This is a genomic window from Methylobacterium oxalidis (genome assembly GCF_007992195.1).
GTDB lineage: Bacteria > Pseudomonadota > Alphaproteobacteria > Rhizobiales > Beijerinckiaceae > Methylobacterium > Methylobacterium oxalidis.
In genome coordinates this window covers 1-20,678 of sequence record NZ_BJZU01000103.1, presented here as the reverse complement: position 1 = coordinate 20,678, position 20,678 = coordinate 1, and the positions used below count along the sequence as shown (strand labels likewise).

Sequence of the window (20,678 nt, the reverse complement as noted above, 5' to 3'; positions counted from 1 at the left end):
CCTGGCCGCCAACCCGGGCGTGGCCGCGGCAGGGCTCAATCCCATGACGCACTACCTGCAGATCGGCTTCTACGAGGGCCGCTCGGCGTTCGGCGACGGCACGTTCGGGGCCGGCCCGATCGGCTAGGTGTTCGATCCCACGGTGTGGAGGTATGGTTGAGCACCATGCGGCGAAGGACGCGCCATGGGCCAGGTGCTCCCTGGAAGCGCCACCACGCCGGAGGCAGTCCGTCGCGCGATCCCTAGCCCTTCCGCTCGGGGGTCGCGTTCGGAAATGCCTGTTCTCCTCCAGCGGGCCCGTCGCGAGCTGACCAGAAAGTCAAGATCCGCTGTCGCCGGATCCGGTCTCTCTGTCGCTCTGACCAAATGCCCTCGTTCGTCGATGCGCTGCCTTCAACCGGGTGGGTCGCGGCACGATCCCGCCCGCCCCGACGTTCCCGCCGAACTGGACCTTTCGGCCGGCAGCTTCTATCGCGGTGCATCATCACCTGCGAAGGTACGCGCGTGAGACGGGCTGCCTATATCCGAGCTGCGATGGCGATGCTTTTTCCGGCCGTTCCCGTCCTTGCCGAGGCGCCCGGCGCGCCCGCGGACGAGGCCGTGCGGCCGGCCGGCAGCGTGGCCGAGGCGGCGGACCTGATCGAGACCCTGAAGGCGCGGCTGCTCTCTGGCCCGAGCGCCACGGCGGTGCTCGAGGCATGGTGCGCCGAGCGCGGCCTCGCGCAGGAGCCGCGCCTCGTCGCCCGCCGTGTCGGCGCGCCCGACAAGCCGCTCAGCGACGCCCAGATGCGCCGCCTCGCCCTCGCGCCCGGCGAGGCCGTGCGCTACCGCCGCGTCCGGCTCACCTGCGGCAGCCACGTCCTGTCCGAGGCCGACAATTGGTACGTGCCGGGACGACTGACGCCGGCCATGAACGCCGCGCTCGCCGAGAGCGACACGCCGTTCGGGCGGGTGGTGCGGCCGCTCGATCCGAGCCGGCGCAACCTCGGTGTCCGCGCGATCTGGCAGCCCGCCTCAGGGCGGCAGCCCGGCCCGGAGGAGCCGCTCTTCTCCGTGGAGGCGGTGCTCTCGACGGGCGACGGCACGCCCTTCTGCGAGGTCGCCGAGACCTACCAGGGCGCCGTCCTCGGCCGGCGCTGAGCCGGCGCGGGCGCCGCAGCATACCGCGAGCGCGAAACCCTGTCCCGATCGGCCCGGATCGCCGTCCGCCCGCCGGCGGCCGGACTTGCCCGAGCCGGACCGGGACCGCTAAGACGCGAGATGGTTCACAACGAAACCAACGGGAGGGACCCCACCATGAAGACGCGCACGCCCCGCGCTCTCACCGCGCTGCTGCTCGGCCTCGCGATGCTCGCCCCGGCCGCGCAGGCGGCCCCCGACGCCAGCGGCATCTGGCTGACGGAGACCGGCGATTCGAAAGTGCGGCTGAGCCGCTGCGGCAGCGGCATGTGCGGCACGATCGTCAGCACGTCCGGCAAGGGCATCGACGAGAACAACCCGAACCCGGCGCTCCGCACGCGCAGCGTCGTCGGCGTGCAGATCGTCAACGCCACCACGCCGACCGCCGACGGCTACGAAGGCACGCTCTACAATCCGAAGGACGGAAAGACCTACTCGGGGAGCCTCAAGGTCACCGGTCCGAATACGGTCGAGGTGGCGGGCTGCGTGATGAGCGTGTTCTGCAAGCGCCAGACCTGGAAGCGGGTGAACTGAGCCGCCGCCAAACCTGACTCGATCGTCCCGGGCCTCGCCGCGCGCGGACCCGGGATCCCGTTCCGGCGCGCAACCTCGTTCGCCGCGGGCGGTAATTCCGAGATCCGGGCCGCCGGCCGGCGCCCCGGACCGATGGTCCGCCCTCAGGCCGCGTCGGCGAGCGCGTCGGCGATGGCCGCCAGCGCGGCCTCGGCGCCCGCGCCGTTCGGGCCGCCGGCCTGGGCCATGTCGCGGCGCCCGCCGCCGCCCTTGCCGCCGAGGTGCCCGGCGCCGGCCCGCACCAGCCCGACCGCGTCGTAGCGCTCCGTCAGATCCTCGGTGACGCCGACCACGAGGCCGGCCTTGCCGTCCGCGCCGACGCCCACGATCGCGACGATGCCCGAGCCGAGGCGGCTCTTGCCCTCGTCGGCGAGGCTCTTGAGGTCGCGCATCTCCACGCCCTCGACGACGCGGGCCATCAGCTTGACGCCGTTGACCTCGCGTGCCGCCTCGCCGCCCTGGGCGCTGCCGCCCATGGCGAGCTTCTTGCGCGTCTCGGCGAGCTCGCGCTCCAGTCGGCGTCGGTCCTCCATCAGGGCGGAGAGCCGGTCGGCCACGTCCGAGACCGGCGCCTTCAGGAGCCCGGCCAGCGCCCCGAGGGCGCGGCTCTCCTCGGCCCGGTAGCGGCGGGCGGCGTTGCCGGTCATCGCCTCGATGCGGCGCACGCCGGCGCCGACCGCGCTCTCGCCCACCACCGTGATCTGCCCGATATCGCCGGTACGCGCCGCGTGGGTGCCGCCGCAGAGCTCGATCGAGAAGTTGGGCAGGCGGCCGCCCTCGGTCTCGGCGCCGGCGTCGTCCACCGGCCTTCCCATCGAGACCACCCGGACCTCGTCGCCGTACTTCTCGCCGAACAGGGCGCGGGCGCCCGACTCGATCGCCTCGTCGACCGCCATCAGCTTGGTCACTACGGGCGCGTTCTGCAGCAGAACCGCGTTGGCGATGTCCTCCACGCGGCGGATCTCGGCCTCGTCCATCGGCTTCGGGTGGCTGAAGTCGAAGCGCAGCCGGTCGGGAGAGACGAGGGAGCCCTTCTGGGCGACGTGGTCGCCGAGCACCTGCCGGAGGGCCTCGTGCAGGAGGTGGGTCGCCGAGTGGTTGGCGCGGATCGCGGTGCGGCGCGCGCGGTCCACCTGAAGCTCCACCGCCTGGTTCAGGGCGAGCGCGCCCTCCTCCACCGTGACGTGGTGGACGAACAGGTCGCCGAGCTTCTTCTCGGTGCCGGTGACGCGCGCCTTGAGGCTCCCCGCGAGGATCAGGCCGGTGTCGCCGACCTGGCCGCCGGACTCGGCGTAGAACGGCGTCTGGTTGAGGAGGGCGAGGCCGCTCTCGCCGGCCTTCAGGGACGCGACCTCGGCGCCCTCGCGCAGCAGCGCGGTCACGATGCCCTCGGCCGTCTCGGTCTCGTAGCCCAGGAACTCGGTGGCGCCGACGCGCTCGCGGATCGCGTACCAGACCGTCTCGGTCGCCGCCTCGCCCGAGCCCGACCACGCCGCGCGGGCGGCTTGGCGCTGGCGCTCCATCGCCGCGTCGAAGGCGTCCGTGTCGACGCCGATGCCGCGGTTCTTGAGCGCGTCCTGCGTCAGGTCGAGGGGGAAGCCGTAGGTGTCGTAGAGGGTGAAGGCGGTCTCGCCCGAGAGGTTCTGGCCGGGCCCGAGGTCGCGGCTCTCGGCATCGAGGATGGCGAGGCCGCGCTCCAGCGTCCGGCGGAAGCGCGTCTCCTCCAGCCGCAGGGTCTCGGCGATCAGGCTCTCGGCGCGCATCAGCTCGGGGTAGGAGCGGCCCATCTCGGCGACGAGCGTCGGCACGAGGCGGTACATCACCGGCTCGCGGGTGCCGAGGAGCTCGAGGTGGCGCATGGCGCGGCGCATGATCCGGCGCAGCACGTAGCCGCGGCCCTCGTTCGAGGGCAGCACGCCGTCCGCGATCAGGAAGGCGGTGGAGCGCAGGTGGTCGGCCACCACCTTGTAGGAGGCGGCGTTGTCCGCCTGCGGGCCCCGGCCGAGGGCGTGGGCGGCCGCCTCGATCAGGCTGCGGAACAGGTCCGTCTCGTAGATGGTCGGGACGCCCTGGAGGATCGAGGCCATCCGCTCCAGGCCCATGCCGGTGTCGATCGAGGGCCGCGGCAGCGGCCGGCGGTCGCCCGGGGCGACCTGATCGTACTGCATGAAGACGAGGTTCCAGAATTCCAGGAAGCGGTCGCCGTCCTCGTCGGGCGAGCCGGGCGGGCCGCCCGCGAAGCCTGGGCCGCGATCAATGAAGATCTCGGAGCACGGGCCGCAGGGGCCCGTGTCGCCCATCTGCCAGAAATTGTCCGAGGTGCCGATGCGGATGATCTTGCCGTCCGGGAAGCCCGCGATCCTGCGCCAGAGGCCGGCGGCCTCGTCGTCGTCCGCGTAGACCGTGACGAGCAGGTTCTCGGGCGAGAGGGCAAATTCCTTGGTGATCAGGTTCCAGGCAAGCTCGATCGCCTCGGCCTTGAAGTAGTCGCCGAAGGAGAAGTTGCCCAGCATCTCGAAGAACGTCAGGTGGCGCGCGGTGTAGCCGACGTTGTCGAGGTCGTTGTGCTTGCCGCCGGCGCGGACGCACTTCTGTGCCGTGGTCGCCTTCGAGTAGGGACGTTTCTCGACGCCGGTGAAGACGTTCTTGAACTGCACCATGCCGGCGTTCGTGAACATCAGCGTCGGGTCGTTCTTCGGCACGAGCGAGGAGGAGGGCAGCACGGCGTGGCCCGCCTTCGCGAAGGTGTCGAGGAAGGTCGACCGGATCTCGTTGACGCCGCTCATCGAAGTAGACTCTGTCCTGTTGGATCCCGCCCGATCGGATCCTCGCGCCCGCGCCTTGCGGCGAAGCTGGCTCCCGTTCCCCGTCCTCATAAGGAGAGGCGGGCCGCAAGTCACGGGTGGTTTCTCGGGGCACGGCATCGCCCCACCCCCGCCTCGCGCCGGGAACGGCGGGGAGCCCGCCCTGCCCCGCGCCTCACGGGGCGCGGATGACGCGGATGTGAGAAGGCCCGCCGCGATCTCCCGCGGCGGGCCCCTTCCAGAAAGCCTGAGGATCCGTCGCGGATCAGGCCTCGCCCTCGTCGAGGTCGTCGGCGGTCGGCGTCGCGTTCTCGAGGATGCGCTCGGCCACGAGGCCCGAGTTCTGGCGGATCGCCGCCTCGATCTTCGACGCGATGTCAGGGTTGTCGCGCAGGAAGCCCTTGGCGTTCTCGCGGCCCTGGCCGAGGCGCTGGCTCGCGTGGGAGAACCACGCGCCCGACTTCTCGACGATGCCGGCCTTCACGCCGAGGTCGATCAGCTCGCCGACCTTCGAGACGCCCTCGCCGAACATGATGTCGAATTCGACCTGCTTGAAGGGCGGCGCGACCTTGTTCTTGACGACCTTGACGCGAACCTGGTTGCCGATCGCCTCGTCGCGGTCCTTCAGCGTCGAGACGCGGCGGATGTCGAGGCGCACCGAGGCGTAGAACTTGAGCGCGTTGCCGCCCGTCGTCGTCTCCGGGCTGCCGTACATGACGCCGATCTTCATCCGGATCTGGTTGATGAAGATGACCATGCAGTTCGAGCGCGAGATCGAGCCCGTCAGCTTGCGCAGGGCCTGGCTCATCAGGCGGGCCTGGAGGCCGGGCTGCGACTCGCCCATCTCGCCCTCGATCTCGGCGCGGGGCGTCAGCGCGGCCACCGAGTCGACCACCAGCACGTCGATCGCGCCGGAACGGACCAGGGTGTCGGTGATCTCCAGTGCCTGCTCGCCGGTGTCGGGCTGGGAGATCAGCAGGTCGTCGAGGTTGACGCCGAGCTTGCGCGCGTAGACCGGGTCGAGGGCGTGCTCCGCGTCCACGAAGGCGCAGACGCCGCCCTTCTTCTGGGCCTCGGCGATGGTGTGGAGCGCCAGCGTGGTCTTGCCCGACGATTCGGGGCCGTAGATCTCGATCACGCGGCCGCGCGGCAGGCCGCCGACGCCGAGGGCGATGTCGAGCCCGAGCGAGCCGGTGGAGACGGTCTCGACCTCCTGCACCTTGTCGGTCTTGCCGAGGCGCATGATCGAGCCCTTGCCGAAGGCGCGCTCGATCTGGGACAGCGCGGCGTCGATCGCCTTGGCCTTGTCCTTATCCATGCTGGGGGTTTCCACCACTTTCAGTGCGGCCTGGGCCATGCGTCGGCATCCTTATGCGTGGAAAGGGCGCCGTTCTCAATGCGCCCGCCTGCCGATTTATGTACCTGTTTTGTTCTCATCCGGCAAGGGTGCACGGTACGTTCTCCCGCTTTCCGCGGGGTTTCCGACCGGCCGCCACGCCGGCCGGGATCCGTGCCGCGGCAACGTGTCGGGACGTCCCGGCCGGGCCCCCGCATCGAGGGGCGCGGGCGGCAACGGAGCGCCGAACGGCCTCAGGCCGACATCGTCTTCTTCACGGTCTCGACGAGCTGCTTCAGGCTGAAGGGCTTGGCCAGGAAGTTGAAGGTCTCGCCCTCGGGCAGGTTCTTGCGGAAGGCGTCCTCGGCGTAGCCCGAGACGAAGATGACCTTCAGGCCGGGCTGGTGCTTGCGGATCTCGCGCAGAAGGGTCGGCCCGTCCATCTCGGGCATCACCACGTCGGAGACGACGAGGTCGATCGCGTTCGCCCCGTCCTCGACGATGCGCAGCGCCTCGGCGCCTGAGGCCGCCTCCAGCACCGTGTAGCCGCGGGCGGACAGGGCGCGGCTGTTGACGGCGCGGACCGGATCCTCGTCCTCGACGAGGAGGATGGTGCCCTGCCCGGTATGATCGGCGGAGGGCTTGCGCGCCTCCTTCGGGGCGGAGGCCGCGGCCGGCGTGTCCGCCGCGGGCTGCTGTCCCTCCGAGGCAGCCTTGGCGGGGGGGGCGAGCTTGGCCGTCGGGCCGGGAATCGCGATCGGCTCCGGCTCCGCCTCCTCGGCGGGCTCGTGGCGCGGCAGGTAGATCCGGAAGGCCGTGCCCTCCCCCACCGTCGACTGCACGTCGATCGTGCCGCCGCTCTGCTTGACGATGCCGAACACCGTCGAGAGGCCGAGGCCCGTGCCCTTGCCGATGTCCTTCGTCGTGAAGAACGGCTCGAAGATCTTCTCCATCAGCTCGGGCGGGATGCCCTCGCCGGTGTCGAGCACCTCGATGAGCACGTGGTCGCCCGCCGGCGCGCCGCCGCGCGCCTCGGCCTCCGCCTGGCCCGGTACGTTGGCGGTGCGCACGAGCAGGCGGCCGCCGTTCGGCATCGCATCGCGGGCGTTGACCGCGAGGTTCACGATCACCTGCTCGAACTGGTTCACGTCGGCCTTCACCGGCCAGATGTCCCGGCCGTGCTTCAGCTCCAGGTCGACGCGCTCGCCGAGCAGGCGCTTCAGCAGCAGCGTCAGCTCGGAGAGCGACTCGCCGACGTTCATCACCTCCGGGCGCAGGGTCTGGCGGCGCGAGAACGCGAGGAGCTGGCGCACGAGGCCCGCCGCCCGGTTCGCGTTCTGCTTGATCTGCATGATGTCCTGGAAGGCGGGGTCGGTCGGCTTGTGGCTCGCGAGCAGGAGGTCGGAGTAGCCGATGATCGCCTGGAGGACGTTGTTGAAGTCGTGCGCGATGCCGCCCGCGAGCTGGCCGACCGTGTCCATCTTCTGGGTCTGGGCGATCTGCTGCTCGAGCTGGCGCTGGGCCGTCGTGTCGAGGGCGTAGAGGATCACGCGCTCTCGGTCGGCCTCGTCGAGGCTTTGGTCGGCGGCCGCGCCCTCGCCGCCGGCCGGGCTGAGCCAGACCCGCGCCGAGCGGTTGCCCGCTCCCTGCAGGGCGACCTCGATCGGCTGCACGTCGCCCAGCCCGCTCGCCGCCTTGGCGAGGGCCCCTTCGAGGGCGGCGCGGTCCCGCTCGATCACGGTCTCGCCCATGCTGGGCTCGGGGCCCGCCTCGACGGAGCCCTCCTCGATGGCTTGGCGCGGCATGGCGCCGAAGAGCCTCGCGAAGGAGGCGTTGGCCCGCGCGATCCGGCCGGAGCGGTCGAGGGTGGCGATGGCGATCGGCGAGTTGTTGAGGAAGCGGGCGAGCCGCACCTCGGCCGCGCGCTGCGGCTCGTCGAACTCGGCGCCGGCCGAGCGGTTGATCACGAAGGTGCGCGAGGAGCCGGGCTTGCCGTCCTTGCCGAACGCGACCCGGTGGTAGAGCCGGGCGGGCAGCGAGTGGCCGTTGCGGCGGCGCAGGTCGAGGTCGAACCGGTCGGTGCGCACCTCGCCGGGCAGCCCGGCGGCGCTCGTCAGCACGTCGGCGCCCGGCGCGATCTCGGAGAGGTGCGGGCCGCCCGGCCCGACCGTGGCGAGGTCGTAGCCGAGCCAGGAGGCGAGCGTCGCGTTCATGTAGACGATCGCGCCGGCCGGATCGATCGAGAGGAAGCCCGCGGGCGCGTGGTCGAGGTAGTCGATCGCGTGCTGCAGTTCCTGGAAGACGTTCTCCTGGCGCTCGCGCTCGTGCGTGATGTCGCTCACCGTCCAGAGGGAGGCGGTCCGGCGCGGCCGGTTCAGCGCCCGCACCGAGATGCGGAACCACGCGAATTCCCGCTCCGCCGTGCCGCTCGGCGGCGGCGCCATCCGGATCTCCTCCGTGTGGCTGCGGCCCTCGCGGGCGCCCTGCGCGAGCCGGTAGATGGCCTCCGACACTTCGGGCGAGCCCACGAAGATGCGCTCCACCGAGCGCAGGTTCGAGAAGCTGTCGCCGCCCGCGATCCGCAGGTACGCCTCGTTGGCGTAGATCAGGCGCCCGCCCTCCTCCACCACGACGGTGGCCTCCGGCGCGGCGTCGACGATCGCCTTGGTGATGTCGTCGCGTGCGCCCTGCCCGCTGAGCTGGATCGCGCCGATGGCCAGCGCGAACAGGAAGAACACCCCCGCCATCGCGAGAAGCGCGAGGAGCCACACGATCAGGGATTGCGCCTGCTCGTTGGCCACGAACGACAGGCCGATCGCGGCACCCACGAGGAGGCCCGCGAGGACGAGGAGGAGGCCGACCCGGCCCGGTCGCTCGGACCGGTCGATCGAGCCCGACACGGGCGCCGTAGATCCCATCAGCTCAGCCATCAGGCCTCAACCCACCCGTACGCGAACCGGTTACGCCCGAGACTTCTCGGGCGGCAAGGGAATTGTCTCCGGAGCCTCGGGCGGAATCTCGCGAAGAAAGGTGGACAAACCGTGGCTTTTCCGCACCGGCCCGCGCGAATCGCGCGCGACGCCGATCCGGTCAGGCCACCCGGCGGCGCAACCGCAGCACGAAGCCGATGACCTCGGCAACCGCCTTGTAGTGCTCTGCCGGGATCTCCTCGTCGATCTCGACGGTGGCGTGGAGCGCGCGCGCGAGGGGCGGGTTCTCCAGCACCGGCACGTCGTGCTCGGCCGCGACCGCGCGGATGCGCAGCGCCAGCGAGTCGACGCCCTTGGCGACGCAGACGGGCGCCGCCATGCCGCTCTCGTAGCGCAGGGCGACCGCGTAGTGGGTCGGGTTCGTGACGATGACGGTGGCGGTCGGGATCGCGGCCATCATGCGCTTCTTCACGCGGGCGGCGCGGAGCTGCTTCATGCGGCCCTTGACCTCCGGGCTGCCCTCGCTCTCCTTCATCTCCTGCTTCATCTCCTCCTTCGACATGCGCAGGCGCTGGCGCCAGCGGAAGCGCTGGTAGAGCGCGTCGCCGAGGGTGATCACGAGGAAGACGGCGAGGACGCCGCCCATCAGCTTCAGGGCGATGACGAGGATCGCCGGCAGGCAGGCGGCGGGGTCGAGGCGGGCGAACACTTCCAGCCGGTCGCGGTCGCTCCACAGGATCGTCCCGGCGACGATGCCGACCACGGCCAGCTTGGCGAGCCCCTTGCCGAACTGGAACAGGGCCTCGGTGCCGAACATCCGCTTCAGGCCCGCCATCGGCGAGATCCGGTCGAATTTCGGCATGATCGTCTCCGTGGTGAAGACGAGCGGGTGCTGCAGGAACCCCGCGGCGAGGACCGCCACGACGATGGCGCCGGCCGGGATCGCCAGGGCCTTGGCCCAGATCAGCAGGCCGCGGCCGGCGAGCGCCTCGTAGGCGTGGGCGTCGGAGGGCACGGCGTGCGCGTTCATCAGGAAGCCGCGCATCTCGCCCATCGCCGCCTTCGCGAGGGGGCCGCCGGCCAGGAGCAGCACCAGCGTGAAGGCGCCCAGGATGAAGAAGGTGTTGATCTCGACGCTGTTGGCGACGTCGCCGCGCTCGATCGCCTGGTCGAGCCGCCGCTGGGTCGGCTCCTCTGTGCGGTCCTCCTCCTCGGTGCCTTCGGCCACGGCTCAGGCCCCAGTCCGGGCAGGGCGGATCAGCGGCCGGTGAATTCCGCGAGGTAGCGGCCGAGATCGTCCAGGAACACGCCCATCATCACGCCGAGCGCGCCGAGCAGGATCGCCATGCCGATCAGGATCGAGGCCGGCACCGCGACGAAGAAGACCTGCAATTGCGGCATCAGCCGCGAGAGCACACCGAGGCCGAGGTTGAACAGGATGCCGAAGGCGATGAACGGCGCGGAGATCTGCACGGCGAGCGAGAAGCCGCGCCCGATCGCCTTGAGCGCCAGCATCGCCGCCTCGCCCATGCCGGGCACCCCGTCCGGCGGCAGCACCGCGTAGCTGCGGCCGATCGCGTCGAGGGCGAGATGGTGCAGGTCGGCGGCGAGGATCAGGGTGACGCCGAGCAGCGTCAGGAAGTTGCCGAGCGCCGCCTGCTGCCCGCCCATCGTCGGGTCGACCGTCATCGCGTAGGACAGGCCGAGCTGCTGCGAGACGATGAGCCCGGCCGTCTGCAGGGCGGCGATGACCATCCGCACCGCGAGCCCGAGCACCAGCCCGATCAGCGTCTCGCCGAACAGGAGCGCGATGAGCTGAGGCCCCGCCAGCGCCCCGCCCTGCAGGGGCAGCAGCGGGCGCACGGTGGGGAACAGCACCAGCGAGACGAGGAGCGCGAAGGCGAGGCGCAGGCGCGCCGAGACGAGCTGCTCGCCGAGCCCCGGCATCAGCATGATCAGCGTGCCGACCCGCGCGAAGGTCAGGAGATAGGCCGCCGCGATGCCCGGCAGGAGCAGGTTCATTCCGCTTCATAGCAGGGCGCGCCGGCTCAGTCTCAGCCGCCGGCCGCGATGCGGGCGGCGATGCGGGTCATGTAGCCGGCGAGCGCGTCGCCCATGAAGGGCAGCATCAGGAGGAGCGCGGCGAAGACCGCGACGATCTTCGGCACGTAGATCAGCGTCTGCTCCTGGATCTGGGTCAGCGCCTGGATCAGCGAGACCGCGAGCCCGACGACGAGGGCGACGATCATCAGCGGGCCGGCCACCTTCAGGAACACGAAGATGCCGTCGCGGGCGACGTCGAGGATGGCGAGTCCGGTCATGGTCGGCGGCCTTCCGGTCCGGGCTCAGATCTGCATCCGCATGATCTCCTCGTAGGCCGAGATCATGCGGTCGCGCACGGCGACGAGGGTCTGGAGGGCGGTCTCGCTCTCGGCGACGGCGGTCACCACGTCGACGACGTTGGCCTTGCCGGCGGCGACGGAGAGGGCCTGCTGGTCGGCCTTGCGGCCGGTCTCGCCCACCGAATCGATGGCCGAGGAGAGGAGCGAGGAGAAGTTGCCCGCCCCTGCCCCCTGCGGCGCCTGCAAGCCCTGCGGCCCGCGCACGCCGCCGACGTTCTGGATGGCGGCGTAGGCGCCCGCCGCGAAGCTGCTCGTCGCCATGGCGGGCCTCCTACTTCAGGATCTCGAGGGTGCGCGAGATCATCCGGCGGGTCGCCGTGACCATGTTGAGGTTCGCCTCGTAGGAGCGCTGGGCCTCGCGCATGTCCATGTTCTCGATGAGCGCGTTGACGTTCGGCATGCGCACCTCGCCCTTGGCGTCGGCGGCCGGGTTGCCGGGGTCGTACTTGGCCTTGAAGGGCGTCGAGTCGCGCCGGACCCGGCCTGTCTCGACGAGCGTGGCGCCGACCTCCCGGTCGAAATGCTGGCCGAAGGTCGGGATCTTGCGCCGGTAGGGCTCGGCGGTGGGGCTCGTTGGCGCGGAATCGGCGTTGGCGATGTTCTCGGCGATGATCCGCATGCGGCCGGACTGCGCCTTGAGGCCGGAGGCCGCGATGGTCAGCGATTTCAGGAAGTCCACGGCGCGGTCTCCTCAGCGGGCTCAGCGCTTGCCGACCGCGATCTTCAGAGCGTCGAGGCTCTTCTGGTAGAGCGAGGCGGCGAGCTGATAGTCGGACTGGTTGTCGCCCGCCTTCAGCATCTCCTCCTCCAGGTTCACGCCGTTGCCGCTCGGGCGGATCTCGAAGCCCTTGAAGCGGCGCGGATCGGCGCCCGGCGCCTCGGCCCCGGCCGGCACGATGTGGCCGGCATCGGTGCGCGCGAGGCCGCTGCCGCCGCCGACCGGCTCGCCGGTCGCGGCATCGAAGCGCAGGCCCGCGAGGTCGCGCGGGCGGAAGCCCGGCATGTCGGCGTTGGCCACGTTCTCGGCGATGAGCTTCTGGCGGGCCTGATGCCACTGCATCTTGGTCCGCAGCATGCCGAGGATCGGAAGGTCGGTGACGGCCATCGCGGCCCCTGCCAGAATTCCGGTCGGACACGCTCCGCTCGGTCGGCAAAATCTGCCGGGCGCATGGTTAACGTCGAGTTAAGCAACGCGCCCGGCCTCGACTGCCGCGCTCGGCAAAGCTGTTAACGAAGTCTTAAGGTTGATTGCCCGGTCCGGCCGGGGCCGTGATATTGGGGGTCGGTGTCGGACGGGGCGCGCCGGCAGGTATCCGCGTCCCGACAGCGAGAGAGTTCCGCTTTGTCAGCGTTCTTCGGCTCGGATGGCTCCTTCGTCCTCCAGTTCGCCATCATCTTCATCGTCATCCTCGCGGTGCTGACGGGCATCGTCCTCGTCGCGCGGCGCTTCCTCGGCGGCGGCGGCCTCGCTGTGTCGACGAAGTCGGGCGGGCGCAGCCGCCAGCCGCGGCTCGGCATCGTCGACGTGTACGAGCTCGACCGGCAGCGGCAGCTCATCCTGCTGCGGCGGGACAACGTCGAGCACCTGCTTCTCGTGGGCGGGCCGAACGACGTCGTGATCGAGCGCCACATCCAGCGCGGCCTGCGCGGCGAGCCCGCGATGCGCCCCGAGCCGATGGCCGAGTCGCCCGCCGAGATCGAGGCGCAGCGGGCCGAGCCGCTGTTCGAGCCCGCCTTCGAGATGCCCCTCGTGGTGCCGGCGGGCGTGCCGGGCTCGACGCAGGCGCCCGCGGTCGCCCACCCGCTCGACGAGGCCGGCCCACGGCCCGCGCACGAGCGGGACCCGGCGCCCGCCGAGGCGGATTCCCTGCCGCCGCCCTTCGTGCCGGTTCCGCCGCCGCTCGCCCCGCTGCCGCCGGAGCCGGCGCAGCGCCGGCCCGAGGCCGGGGCCAAGCGGCCCCTCAGCCGCGCCACCCCGCCCCTCGTCAACCCGCGCCCCGACGTCGCCTCCGAGCGCGGCCGCACCGAGCCCGATTTCACCGCGATGGTGAGCGAGCCGCCCGCCCGCGCGCCGGCGCCAGCCGCGTCCGCCCCGCCGCCCGTCACCGCGCCCTCCGAGCCCCGGACGATCGACGCCAACATCCTCTCCGACATGGCGCGCCAGCTCGAGATCGCGCTCGCCCGCCCCTCCTCCGGGGTGACGCCCCCGCCCGCCGCCCAGCCGCAGCCGCGCTCCGCCCCCGAGCCGAAGCCGGCGCCCGAGCCCAAGCCGGCGCCCGAGCGACAGGTCGCGCCGAGGCCGGAGCCGAAGGCCGAGGCGAAGCCCGAGCCGCGCCCGGCTCCGGCCCCTGCCACGACCCCTGCGGCCTCCGCCGGCATCGACCCGATGGCCGCCGCGATGGCGGCCTCGCGGGCCGCGCCCGAGGAGGCGCCCGGCGCGCCCGTGCTGGAGGTGCGGCCCGAGCCGCGCCGTCCGGCGCCGCAATCCGCGAGCGAGCCGCCGTTCCTGCCCGAGCCGCCCCCGCCCGTGCCGACGCCGCCCGCGCCGCAACCGACGCAGACGCCCGCGCCGCAAGCTCCTCAGCCGGCCGCGCCGCAGGCGGCCCAGCCACCCGCGCCGAAACCCGCCGCGCCGCCCCAGAAGTCCGCCGCCGGCAGCAATCCGTTCTCGGTGGAGGAGATCGAGGCCGAGTTCGCCCGGCTCCTCGGGCGGCCCCTCGACAAGAAATGAGCCGCGGCCGGCTCAGACGCCGGTCTCGGCCGTCTCGGGCATCAGCGCCACCGCCGCGAGGCTGATCGCGGCGGCGATGCCCAGATAGGCGCCGACGAGGCCGATCCCGCCCCATTCCACGAGGCGCTGGGCGAGGTAGGGCGCGCCCGAGGCGCCGATGATCCCCGCGAGGTTGTAGGTCACGGAGGCGCCCGTGTAGCGCACCCGGGTCGGGAACAGTTCCGGCAGCAGCGCCCCCATCGGCCCGAACAGCCAGCCCATGGCGAGGAGCCCGAGGCAGAGGAAGCCGAGCACCGGCACCGCCTGCCCGCTCCCGAGCATCGGCCCGAGCAGGAAGCCGAGCCCGATCGTCGCTGCGAGCCCCGAGATCAGGACCGGCCGGCGTCCGTAGCGGTCGGCGGCCGCGCCCGAGAGCGGGATGCCCACCGCCATGAAGCAGACCGCCACGCACTCGAACAGCAGGAAGGCCGGGCGCGAGAAGCCGAGCGCCGTGGTCCCGTAGCCGAGGGCGAAGACCGTCGAGAGGTAGAACACGGCGTAGCAGGCCACCATCGCCAGGGTGCCGAGGATCGTGGCGCGCCGGTGCCGCGTCAGGATCGTGGCGAGCGGCACCCGCTCGGGCGCCGCGTGCGCGAGCGCCTCCCGGAAGAGCGGCGTCTCGGTGAGCTTCAGCCGCACGTAGAGCCCGACCCCGACGAGGACGGCGGAGGCGAGGAAGGGGATGCGCCAGCCCCAGCTCTGGAAGCTCTCCGCGTCGAGCCCGAGGCTGAGCGCCAGGAAGGCGAGATTGGCCGAGATGAAGCCGACCGGGGCCCCGAGCTGCGGGAAGATGCCGTACCATGCGCGCCGTCCGGGCGGCGCGTTCTCGACGGCGAGCAGGGCCGCGCCGCCCCACTCGCCGCCGAAGCCGAGTCCCTGGCCGAAGCGCAGCAGGCAGAGGGCGGCCGGCGCGAACCATCCGGCGCTCGCGTAGGTCGGCAGGCAGCCGATCAGCACCGTCGAGACGCCCATGATCATCAGCGAGGCAACGAGCGTGGCCTTGCGCCCGATCCGGTCGCCGAAATGCCCGAACAGGGCGGCGCCGATCGGCCGCGCCACGAAGGCGATGGCGAAGGTCGCGAAGGCGCTGAGCAACTGCACGCCGGGCTCGCCGGGCGGGAAGAAGCTCGGCCCGATCACCAGCGCGGCGGCCGTGGCGTAGACGTAGAAATCGTAGAACTCGATCGCGGTCCCGACGAAGCTCGCCACGAGGATGCGGCGGGCGCCGGGTTCTGAGAGGTCGGTCATGGTCGGGCAAGGGTCCGTCGGGGCGCGGCCTCGTTAGACCGCCCGGCGGCCTTTGCCCAGGGCGTGGCCGGGCCGCCGCGCCGTTACTGGCGCCATCCCAGATTAACCTGGATCAATCCGACTATTTTCCGGGAAACCGAGGCGCTTCCTGCGGGTTCGTTGAGCAGAACCGCCCAGTCCGGGCGGCGGGAGGAAGCCGACATGCGCGCACTCGTCTGGCACGGAACGCAGGATATTCGCTGCGATACCGTTCCCGATCCGGAAATCGAGCATGAGCGGGACGCGATCATCAAGGTGACGGCCTGCGCGATCTGCGGCTCCGACCTGCACCTCTACGACCATTTCATGCCGGGCATGAAGAACGGCGACATCATGGGCCACGAGACCATGGGCGAGGTCGTCGAGGTCGGCAAGGGCGTCAACGGCGCGCTCAGGAAGGGCGAGCGGGTGGTGATCCCGTTCACGATCATCTGCGGCGAGTGCGACCAGTGCAAACGCGGCTTCTTCTCGGTCTGCGAGCGCTCGAACCGGAACAAGCACGTCGCCTCGAAGGCGTTCGGCCACACCACGGCGGGCCTGTTCGGCTACACGCACCTCACCGGCGGCTACGCGGGCGGCCAGGCCGAGTACCTGCGGGTGCCCTTCGCCGACAAGACCCACATCAAGGTGCCGGATTCGCTCACCGACGAGCAGGTGCTCTTCCTCTCCGACATCCTGCCGACCGGCTGGCAGGCGGTGGTGCAGTGCGACATCGAGCCCACCGACACGGTGGCGATCTGGGGTGCCGGCCCGGTCGGCCAGATGGCGGTCCGCTCGGCGGTCCTGCTCGGCGCCAAGCAGGTCGTGTGCATCGACCGCGTGCCGGAACGCCTCGACATGGCGCGGGCCGGCGGCGCGATCACCATCGACTTCTCGCAGGAGAGCGTGATCTCGCGCCTCAACGAGCTGACCGGCGGCAAGGGCCCGGAGAAGTGCATCGACTCGGTCGGCATGGAGGCGCACGCCACAGCGACGATCGACTCGATGTACGACCGCGCCAAGCAGGCGATGATGCTGGAGACCGACCGGCCGCACGTGCTGCGCGAGATGATCTACGTCTGCCGCCCCGCCGGCACGATCTCGATCCCCGGCGTCTACGGCGGGCTTCTCGACAAGATCCCGTTCGGCGCGCTGATGAACAAGGGCCTCACCGTCCGCACCGGCCAGACCCACGTGAACCGCTGGACGGACGACCTCGTGCGCCGGATCGACGAGGGCCAGCTCGACCCCTCCTTCGTCATCACCCACCGCGTCGGGCTGGAGGACGGCCCCGAGATGTACCGGACCTTCCGGGACAAGAAGGACGGCTGCATCAAGGTCGTGATCCGCCCCTGAGGAGGCTCCCCATGCGCTACGAAGGTGAACGCTCCCGCCGCCGCGGGCACCCCGACGAGGCCACCGACCGGCTGGCGCGGGGGCTCGGCTGGTTCTCGATCGGGCTCGGCCTGTTCGAGCTCGCCGCCGCCCGCAGCCTGACCCGGAACCTCGGTCTCGACGGACAGGAGGATCTGGTGCGGGCCTACGGGGTGCGCGAGATCGGCACCGGGATCGGCCTCCTCGCCGCCGAGGATCCGGCTCCCTGGGTCTGGGGACGCGTCGCCGGCGACGTCCTCGACCTCGCCACCCTCGCCACGGGCCTGCACGGCCGCAACCGCCGCCTCGACAACCTGACCATCGCGATGGCCGCGGTGGCGGGCGTCACGGCCCTCGACGTCGTCTGCGCCGAGACCCTGCGGCGCGAGACGCGCCGGCCCCTGCGGCCGCTCGCGGATTACCGCGGGCGCACCGGCTACCCGAAGGGCATCCGGGCCTCGCACGGGGCCGCGCGCGACCTCGACGTCCCGCGCGCCTTCCGCACGCCCGACGCTTTGCGCCCCTACGCCGCCTAGGCGGCCACGACGCCACCCTTCTCCCCGGTGGGAGAGGGGTCCGGCTCACCGCGGGTGGCGTCGGCGGCATCACTCGGTCGCCGCTGCCCAACTTTTGTGCGCAGCAGCATCCTGCGCGCACAATCCGCTGTTCCAGCCCTCGAAGCAGCCGCTCCGCGCGCCTCTCCGCCGCGCTGGCACGGTTCCTGCTCAGCCTCCCCTGCCCGCCAATGGCGACGGGCAGCCTCCGCCAGCACCGCCGCTGAACGACGCCCCGCGACCGCGCCTGCGGCGGGCGGGCGCCCGTTCGCGCGGCCGGATCCCCGGCGCCGGTGGGAAATCGAGAGCAGGATCACGTTTCGATGCACAACGGTGAGCTCAAGACCCGGCGAAGCCTCCTGAAGGGCGCCGCCGCGGCACTGTCGGTCACGGCAGCCGCGCGGCTCGCGCTGCCCGGGGGCGCCTTCGCGCAGGGCGCCGGTCCGGAGGTGAAGGGTGCCAAGCTCGGCTTCATCGCGCTCACCGACGCGGCGCCCCTCTTCGTCGCCAAGGAGAAGGGCATCTTCGCCAAGTACGGGATGCCCGACGTCGAGGTGCAGAAGCAGGCCTCCTGGGGCACCACCCGCGACAACCTCGTCCTCGGCTCCGAGGGCAACGGCATCGACGGCGCCCACATCCTGACCCCGATGCCCTACCTGATCAGCGCGGGCCGGGTGACGCAGAACAACGTGCCGGTGCCGATGTACATCCTGGCCCGGCTCAACCTCGCCGGGCAGTGCATCTCGGTGGCCAAGGAGCACATGGGCGACAAGGTCGCCCTCGACGCCAAGCCCTTCAAGGCGGCGCTGGAGCGCAAGAAGGCCGCCGGCAAGTCGGTGAAGGCGGCCATGACCTTCCCGGGCGGCACCCACGACCTCTGGATCCGCTACTGGCTCGCCGCGGGCGGCATCGATCCGGACAAGGACATCGAGACCATCGTCGTGCCGCCGCCCCAGATGGTGGCGAACATGAAGGTCGGCACGATGGACTGCTTCTGCGTCTGCGAGCCGTGGAACGCCCAGCTCATCAGCCAGGGCATCGGCTACACCGCCCTCACCACGGGCGAGCTCTGGAAGGACCACCCGGAGAAGGCCTTCGCCATGCGGGCCTCCTGGGTCGACAAGCACCCGAACGCCGCCAGGGCGCTGCTGATGGCGGTGATGGAGGCGCAGGCCTGGTGCGACAAGCCCGAGAACCGGGACGAGCTCGCCGGCATCGTGGCCAAGCGCCAGTGGATCAACGTCGCGGTCACCGACGTCGTCGACCGCATGAAGGGCACCTTCGACTACGGCGACAGCCGCAAGGTGACGGACAGCCCGCACATCATGAAGTACTGGGCCGACAACGCCTCCTACCCGTATCAGTCCCACGACCTCTGGTTCCTCACCGAGGACATCCGCTGGGGCAAGTTCGACCCGACCACCGACACCAAGGCGCTGATCGGCAAGGTCAACCGCGAGGATCTCTGGCGCGACGCCGCCAAGACCCTCGGCGTCGCCTCGATCCCCACCTCCACCTCTCGCGGCAAGGAGACGATGTTCGACGGCAAGGTCTTCGACCCCGCCGACCCGGGCGCCTACCTCGCCAGCCTCGGCATCAAGAGGGTCGCGTGATGGCCACTCCCACCACCCTCGACGGCAAGGTCAGCCTCGGCACCGCCGGTCGCTCCGCGACCGCGGTGCGGGCGCGAGCCCTGCCCAGACTCTCCGGCAAGGGCGTCGCGCAGGTCGCCGCCCGGCTCCTGCCGCCCCTCGTGGTGCTGGCGGCCTTCCTGCTGTTCTGGGAGGTCGCCTGCTCGCTGCCGACCGCGGGCCTGCCCCCGCCCTCGCGGGTGATCAGCGAGGCCTGGCCCATCATCTCGGACCCGTTCTTCGACAACGGCGGCACCGACAAGGGCCTGTTCTGGCACATCATCGCGAGCCTGCAGCGGGTCGCCCTCGGCTTCGCGCTGGCCACCGTCGCCGGCATCCTGCTCGGCACCCTCGTCGGCCAGTCCGAATGGGCGATGCGCGGCCTCGACCCGATCTTTCAGGTGCTGCGCACGATCCCGCCGCTCGCCTGGCTGCCGCTCTCGCTCGCCGCCTTCCGCGACGGCCAGCCCTCGGCGATCTTCGTGATCTTCATCACCTCGATCTGGCCGATCATCATCAACACCGCGGTCGGCATCCGGAACATCCCGCAGGATTACCGGAACGTCGCGGCGGTGGTGCGGCTGAACCCGGTCGAGTTCTTCGTGAAGATCATGCTCCCCTCGGCCGCCCCCTACATCTTCACGGGCCTGCGCATCGGCGTCGGCCTGTCCTGGCTCGCGATCGTGGCGGCCGAGATGCTGATCGGCGGCGTCGGGATCGGGTTCTTCATCTGGGACGCCTGGAACTCCTCGCACATCAGCGAGATCATCGTGGCGCTCGTCTACGTCGGCGTCATCGGCTTCATCCTCGACCGCCTCGTGGCCGGGCTCGGACGCCTCGTCACCCGCGGCACCAGCGCGGCCTGAGGGAGGGCGCCATGACACATCTCGATCTCTCGCAGGTCGGCATCAGCTTCACGCGCGCCGGCAGGACCACGGAAGTCCTGCGCGACGTGAACCTCAGGATCGCCAAGGGCGAGTTCGTCTCGATCATCGGGCACTCGGGCTGCGGCAAGTCGACGGTGCTCAACATCGTGGCGGGGCTCCTCAAGGCGTCCACCGGCGCCGTGCTTCTCGACGGCAAGGAGGTGTCGAGCCCCGGCCCCGAGCGGGCCGTGGTCTTCCAGAACCACTCCCTCCTGCCCTGGCTGACGGTGCGGGAGAACGTGGCGCTCGCCGTCGACAAGGTGCTGGCGGGCCGCAAATCCCGGGCCGAGCGCGCGGCCTGGATCGAGCACAACCTCGCCCTCGTGAACATGATGCACGCCGCCGACAAGCGCCCGAACGAGATCTCGGGCGGCATGAAGCAGCGGGTCGGCATCGCCCGGGCGCTCGCCATGGAGCCGACCGTGCTCCTGATGGACGAGCCGTTCGGCGCCCTCGACGCGCTCACCCGCGCCCATCTCCAGGACCAGCTCATGGAGATCCAGGTGCGGCTGAAGAACACCGTCATCATGATCACCCACGACGTCGACGAGGCGGTGCTCCTCTCCGACCGCATCGTGATGATGACGAACGGCCCCTCGGCCACGATCGGCGAGGTGCTCGCCGTGCCGATGCCGCGCCCGCGCAAGCGCCTCGAGCTCGTCGAGAACAAGGACTACGTCCACTGCCGGGCGGAGGTGCTGGAGTTCCTCTACGCCCGCCACGCCCGGCCGGCGCTCGCGGCCTGAGCGCCCGCGCGGCGACGCGCTCCTTCATCCGGGCCGCCGCGATCTGCTCGCGGCAAGCGCGAACTGCGCGGCGTCGGCCGGGCGGTTCCGAGCGGCGGGCCGGTCTCCTCCGGGCGCAACGCGCTCCTCCTCCCGTTCGGGGAGATATGGAGCGCCGGCTCCCTTCCGCGCCCCCCTGATACGAGCA

18 protein-coding genes are annotated in these 20,678 nt (G+C 71.3%); 8 read left to right on the top strand and 10 right to left on the bottom strand.

Annotated elements, in window-relative coordinates; translation table 11 throughout:
* Nucleotides 1–534 precede the first annotated feature (534 nt).
* The gene (locus MOX02_RS22005) at nucleotides 535–1,140 is read left to right on the top strand and encodes a hypothetical protein (RefSeq protein ID WP_238179232.1); all 606 of its coding nucleotides are present in this window, start codon (nucleotides 535–537) and stop codon (nucleotides 1,138–1,140) included.
* Between the two features lie 156 nt (nucleotides 1,141–1,296).
* Nucleotides 1,297–1,713 (top strand): DUF2147 domain-containing protein, encoded by a 417-nt coding sequence (locus MOX02_RS22000; protein WP_147027954.1) that lies wholly within the window; start codon nucleotides 1,297–1,299, stop codon nucleotides 1,711–1,713.
* 143 nt (nucleotides 1,714–1,856) lie between these two features.
* Here the strand turns inward: MOX02_RS22000 and alaS are convergent, their stop codons facing one another.
* The 9 genes from alaS to flgB all read right to left on the bottom strand — a co-directional run bounded on the left by alaS (nucleotide 1,857) and on the right by flgB (nucleotide 12,329).
* Entirely contained in the window at nucleotides 1,857–4,538 is a 2,682-nt protein-coding gene (gene alaS, locus MOX02_RS21995; protein ID WP_147027953.1) for an alanine--tRNA ligase, read from the bottom strand.
* A 283-nt stretch (nucleotides 4,539–4,821) separates the two neighbouring features.
* Entirely contained in the window at nucleotides 4,822–5,913 is a 1,092-nt protein-coding gene (recA, locus tag MOX02_RS21990; protein ID WP_147027951.1) for a recombinase RecA, read from the bottom strand.
* Between the two features lie 233 nt (nucleotides 5,914–6,146).
* Nucleotides 6,147–8,822 (bottom strand): cell cycle histidine kinase CckA, encoded by a 2,676-nt coding sequence (cckA, locus tag MOX02_RS21985; protein ID WP_147027949.1) that lies wholly within the window; start codon nucleotides 8,820–8,822, stop codon nucleotides 6,147–6,149.
* A 160-nt stretch (nucleotides 8,823–8,982) separates the two neighbouring features.
* Nucleotides 8,983–10,050 (bottom strand): flagellar biosynthesis protein FlhB, encoded by a 1,068-nt coding sequence (gene flhB, locus MOX02_RS21980; RefSeq protein WP_147027946.1) that lies wholly within the window; start codon nucleotides 10,048–10,050, stop codon nucleotides 8,983–8,985.
* A 29-nt stretch (nucleotides 10,051–10,079) separates the two neighbouring features.
* Complete coding sequence (fliR, locus tag MOX02_RS21975; RefSeq protein WP_147027944.1) at nucleotides 10,080–10,844, bottom strand: flagellar biosynthetic protein FliR; 765 nt, start codon at nucleotides 10,842–10,844, stop codon at nucleotides 10,080–10,082.
* A gap of 32 nt (nucleotides 10,845–10,876) precedes the next feature.
* Nucleotides 10,877–11,143 (bottom strand): flagellar biosynthesis protein FliQ, encoded by a 267-nt coding sequence (fliQ, locus tag MOX02_RS21970; protein ID WP_147027942.1) that lies wholly within the window; start codon nucleotides 11,141–11,143, stop codon nucleotides 10,877–10,879.
* A 24-nt stretch (nucleotides 11,144–11,167) separates the two neighbouring features.
* On the bottom strand, nucleotides 11,168–11,485 hold the full coding sequence (gene fliE / locus MOX02_RS21965; RefSeq protein WP_147027940.1) for a flagellar hook-basal body complex protein FliE: 318 nt from the start codon (nucleotides 11,483–11,485) through the stop codon (nucleotides 11,168–11,170).
* Nucleotides 11,486–11,495: 10 nt separating this feature from the next.
* Nucleotides 11,496–11,903, bottom strand: coding sequence for a flagellar basal body rod protein FlgC (flgC, locus tag MOX02_RS21960; RefSeq protein WP_147027938.1), 408 nt, complete (start codon nucleotides 11,901–11,903; stop codon nucleotides 11,496–11,498).
* A gap of 21 nt (nucleotides 11,904–11,924) precedes the next feature.
* Nucleotides 11,925–12,329 (bottom strand): flagellar basal body rod protein FlgB, encoded by a 405-nt coding sequence (gene flgB / locus MOX02_RS21955; protein ID WP_147027936.1) that lies wholly within the window; start codon nucleotides 12,327–12,329, stop codon nucleotides 11,925–11,927.
* A 237-nt stretch (nucleotides 12,330–12,566) separates the two neighbouring features.
* Here flgB and MOX02_RS21950 point away from each other — a divergent pair, with 237 nt between their 5' ends.
* Nucleotides 12,567–13,955, top strand: coding sequence for a flagellar biosynthetic protein FliO (locus tag MOX02_RS21950; RefSeq protein ID WP_147027934.1), 1,389 nt, complete (start codon nucleotides 12,567–12,569; stop codon nucleotides 13,953–13,955).
* Nucleotides 13,956–13,967: 12 nt separating this feature from the next.
* Here MOX02_RS21950 and MOX02_RS21945 read toward each other — a convergent pair whose 3' ends face one another.
* The gene (locus MOX02_RS21945; protein ID WP_147027933.1) at nucleotides 13,968–15,242 is read right to left on the bottom strand and encodes an MFS transporter; all 1,275 of its coding nucleotides are present in this window, start codon (nucleotides 15,240–15,242) and stop codon (nucleotides 13,968–13,970) included.
* A 201-nt stretch (nucleotides 15,243–15,443) separates the two neighbouring features.
* On the opposite strand from MOX02_RS21945, the gene MOX02_RS21940 reads away from it, so the two are divergent.
* The 5 genes from MOX02_RS21940 (at nucleotide 15,444) to MOX02_RS21920 (ending at nucleotide 20,491) form a co-directional block, all read left to right on the top strand.
* On the top strand, nucleotides 15,444–16,616 hold the full coding sequence (locus MOX02_RS21940) for a zinc-dependent alcohol dehydrogenase (RefSeq protein ID WP_147027931.1): 1,173 nt from the start codon (nucleotides 15,444–15,446) through the stop codon (nucleotides 16,614–16,616).
* An 11-nt stretch (nucleotides 16,617–16,627) separates the two neighbouring features.
* Complete coding sequence (locus tag MOX02_RS21935) at nucleotides 16,628–17,170, top strand: cyclase dehydrase (RefSeq protein WP_147027930.1); 543 nt, start codon at nucleotides 16,628–16,630, stop codon at nucleotides 17,168–17,170.
* A gap of 341 nt (nucleotides 17,171–17,511) precedes the next feature.
* Nucleotides 17,512–18,801 (top strand): CmpA/NrtA family ABC transporter substrate-binding protein, encoded by a 1,290-nt coding sequence (locus tag MOX02_RS21930; RefSeq protein ID WP_147027928.1) that lies wholly within the window; start codon nucleotides 17,512–17,514, stop codon nucleotides 18,799–18,801.
* Nucleotides 18,801–19,685, top strand: coding sequence for a nitrate ABC transporter permease (ntrB, locus tag MOX02_RS21925; protein WP_147027927.1), 885 nt, complete (start codon nucleotides 18,801–18,803; stop codon nucleotides 19,683–19,685). The genes MOX02_RS21930 and ntrB overlap by 1 nt, the downstream gene beginning before the upstream one ends.
* Before the next feature lie 11 nt (nucleotides 19,686–19,696).
* Nucleotides 19,697–20,491, top strand: coding sequence for an ABC transporter ATP-binding protein (locus MOX02_RS21920; RefSeq protein ID WP_147027926.1), 795 nt, complete (start codon nucleotides 19,697–19,699; stop codon nucleotides 20,489–20,491).
* Nucleotides 20,492–20,678 lie beyond the last annotated feature (187 nt).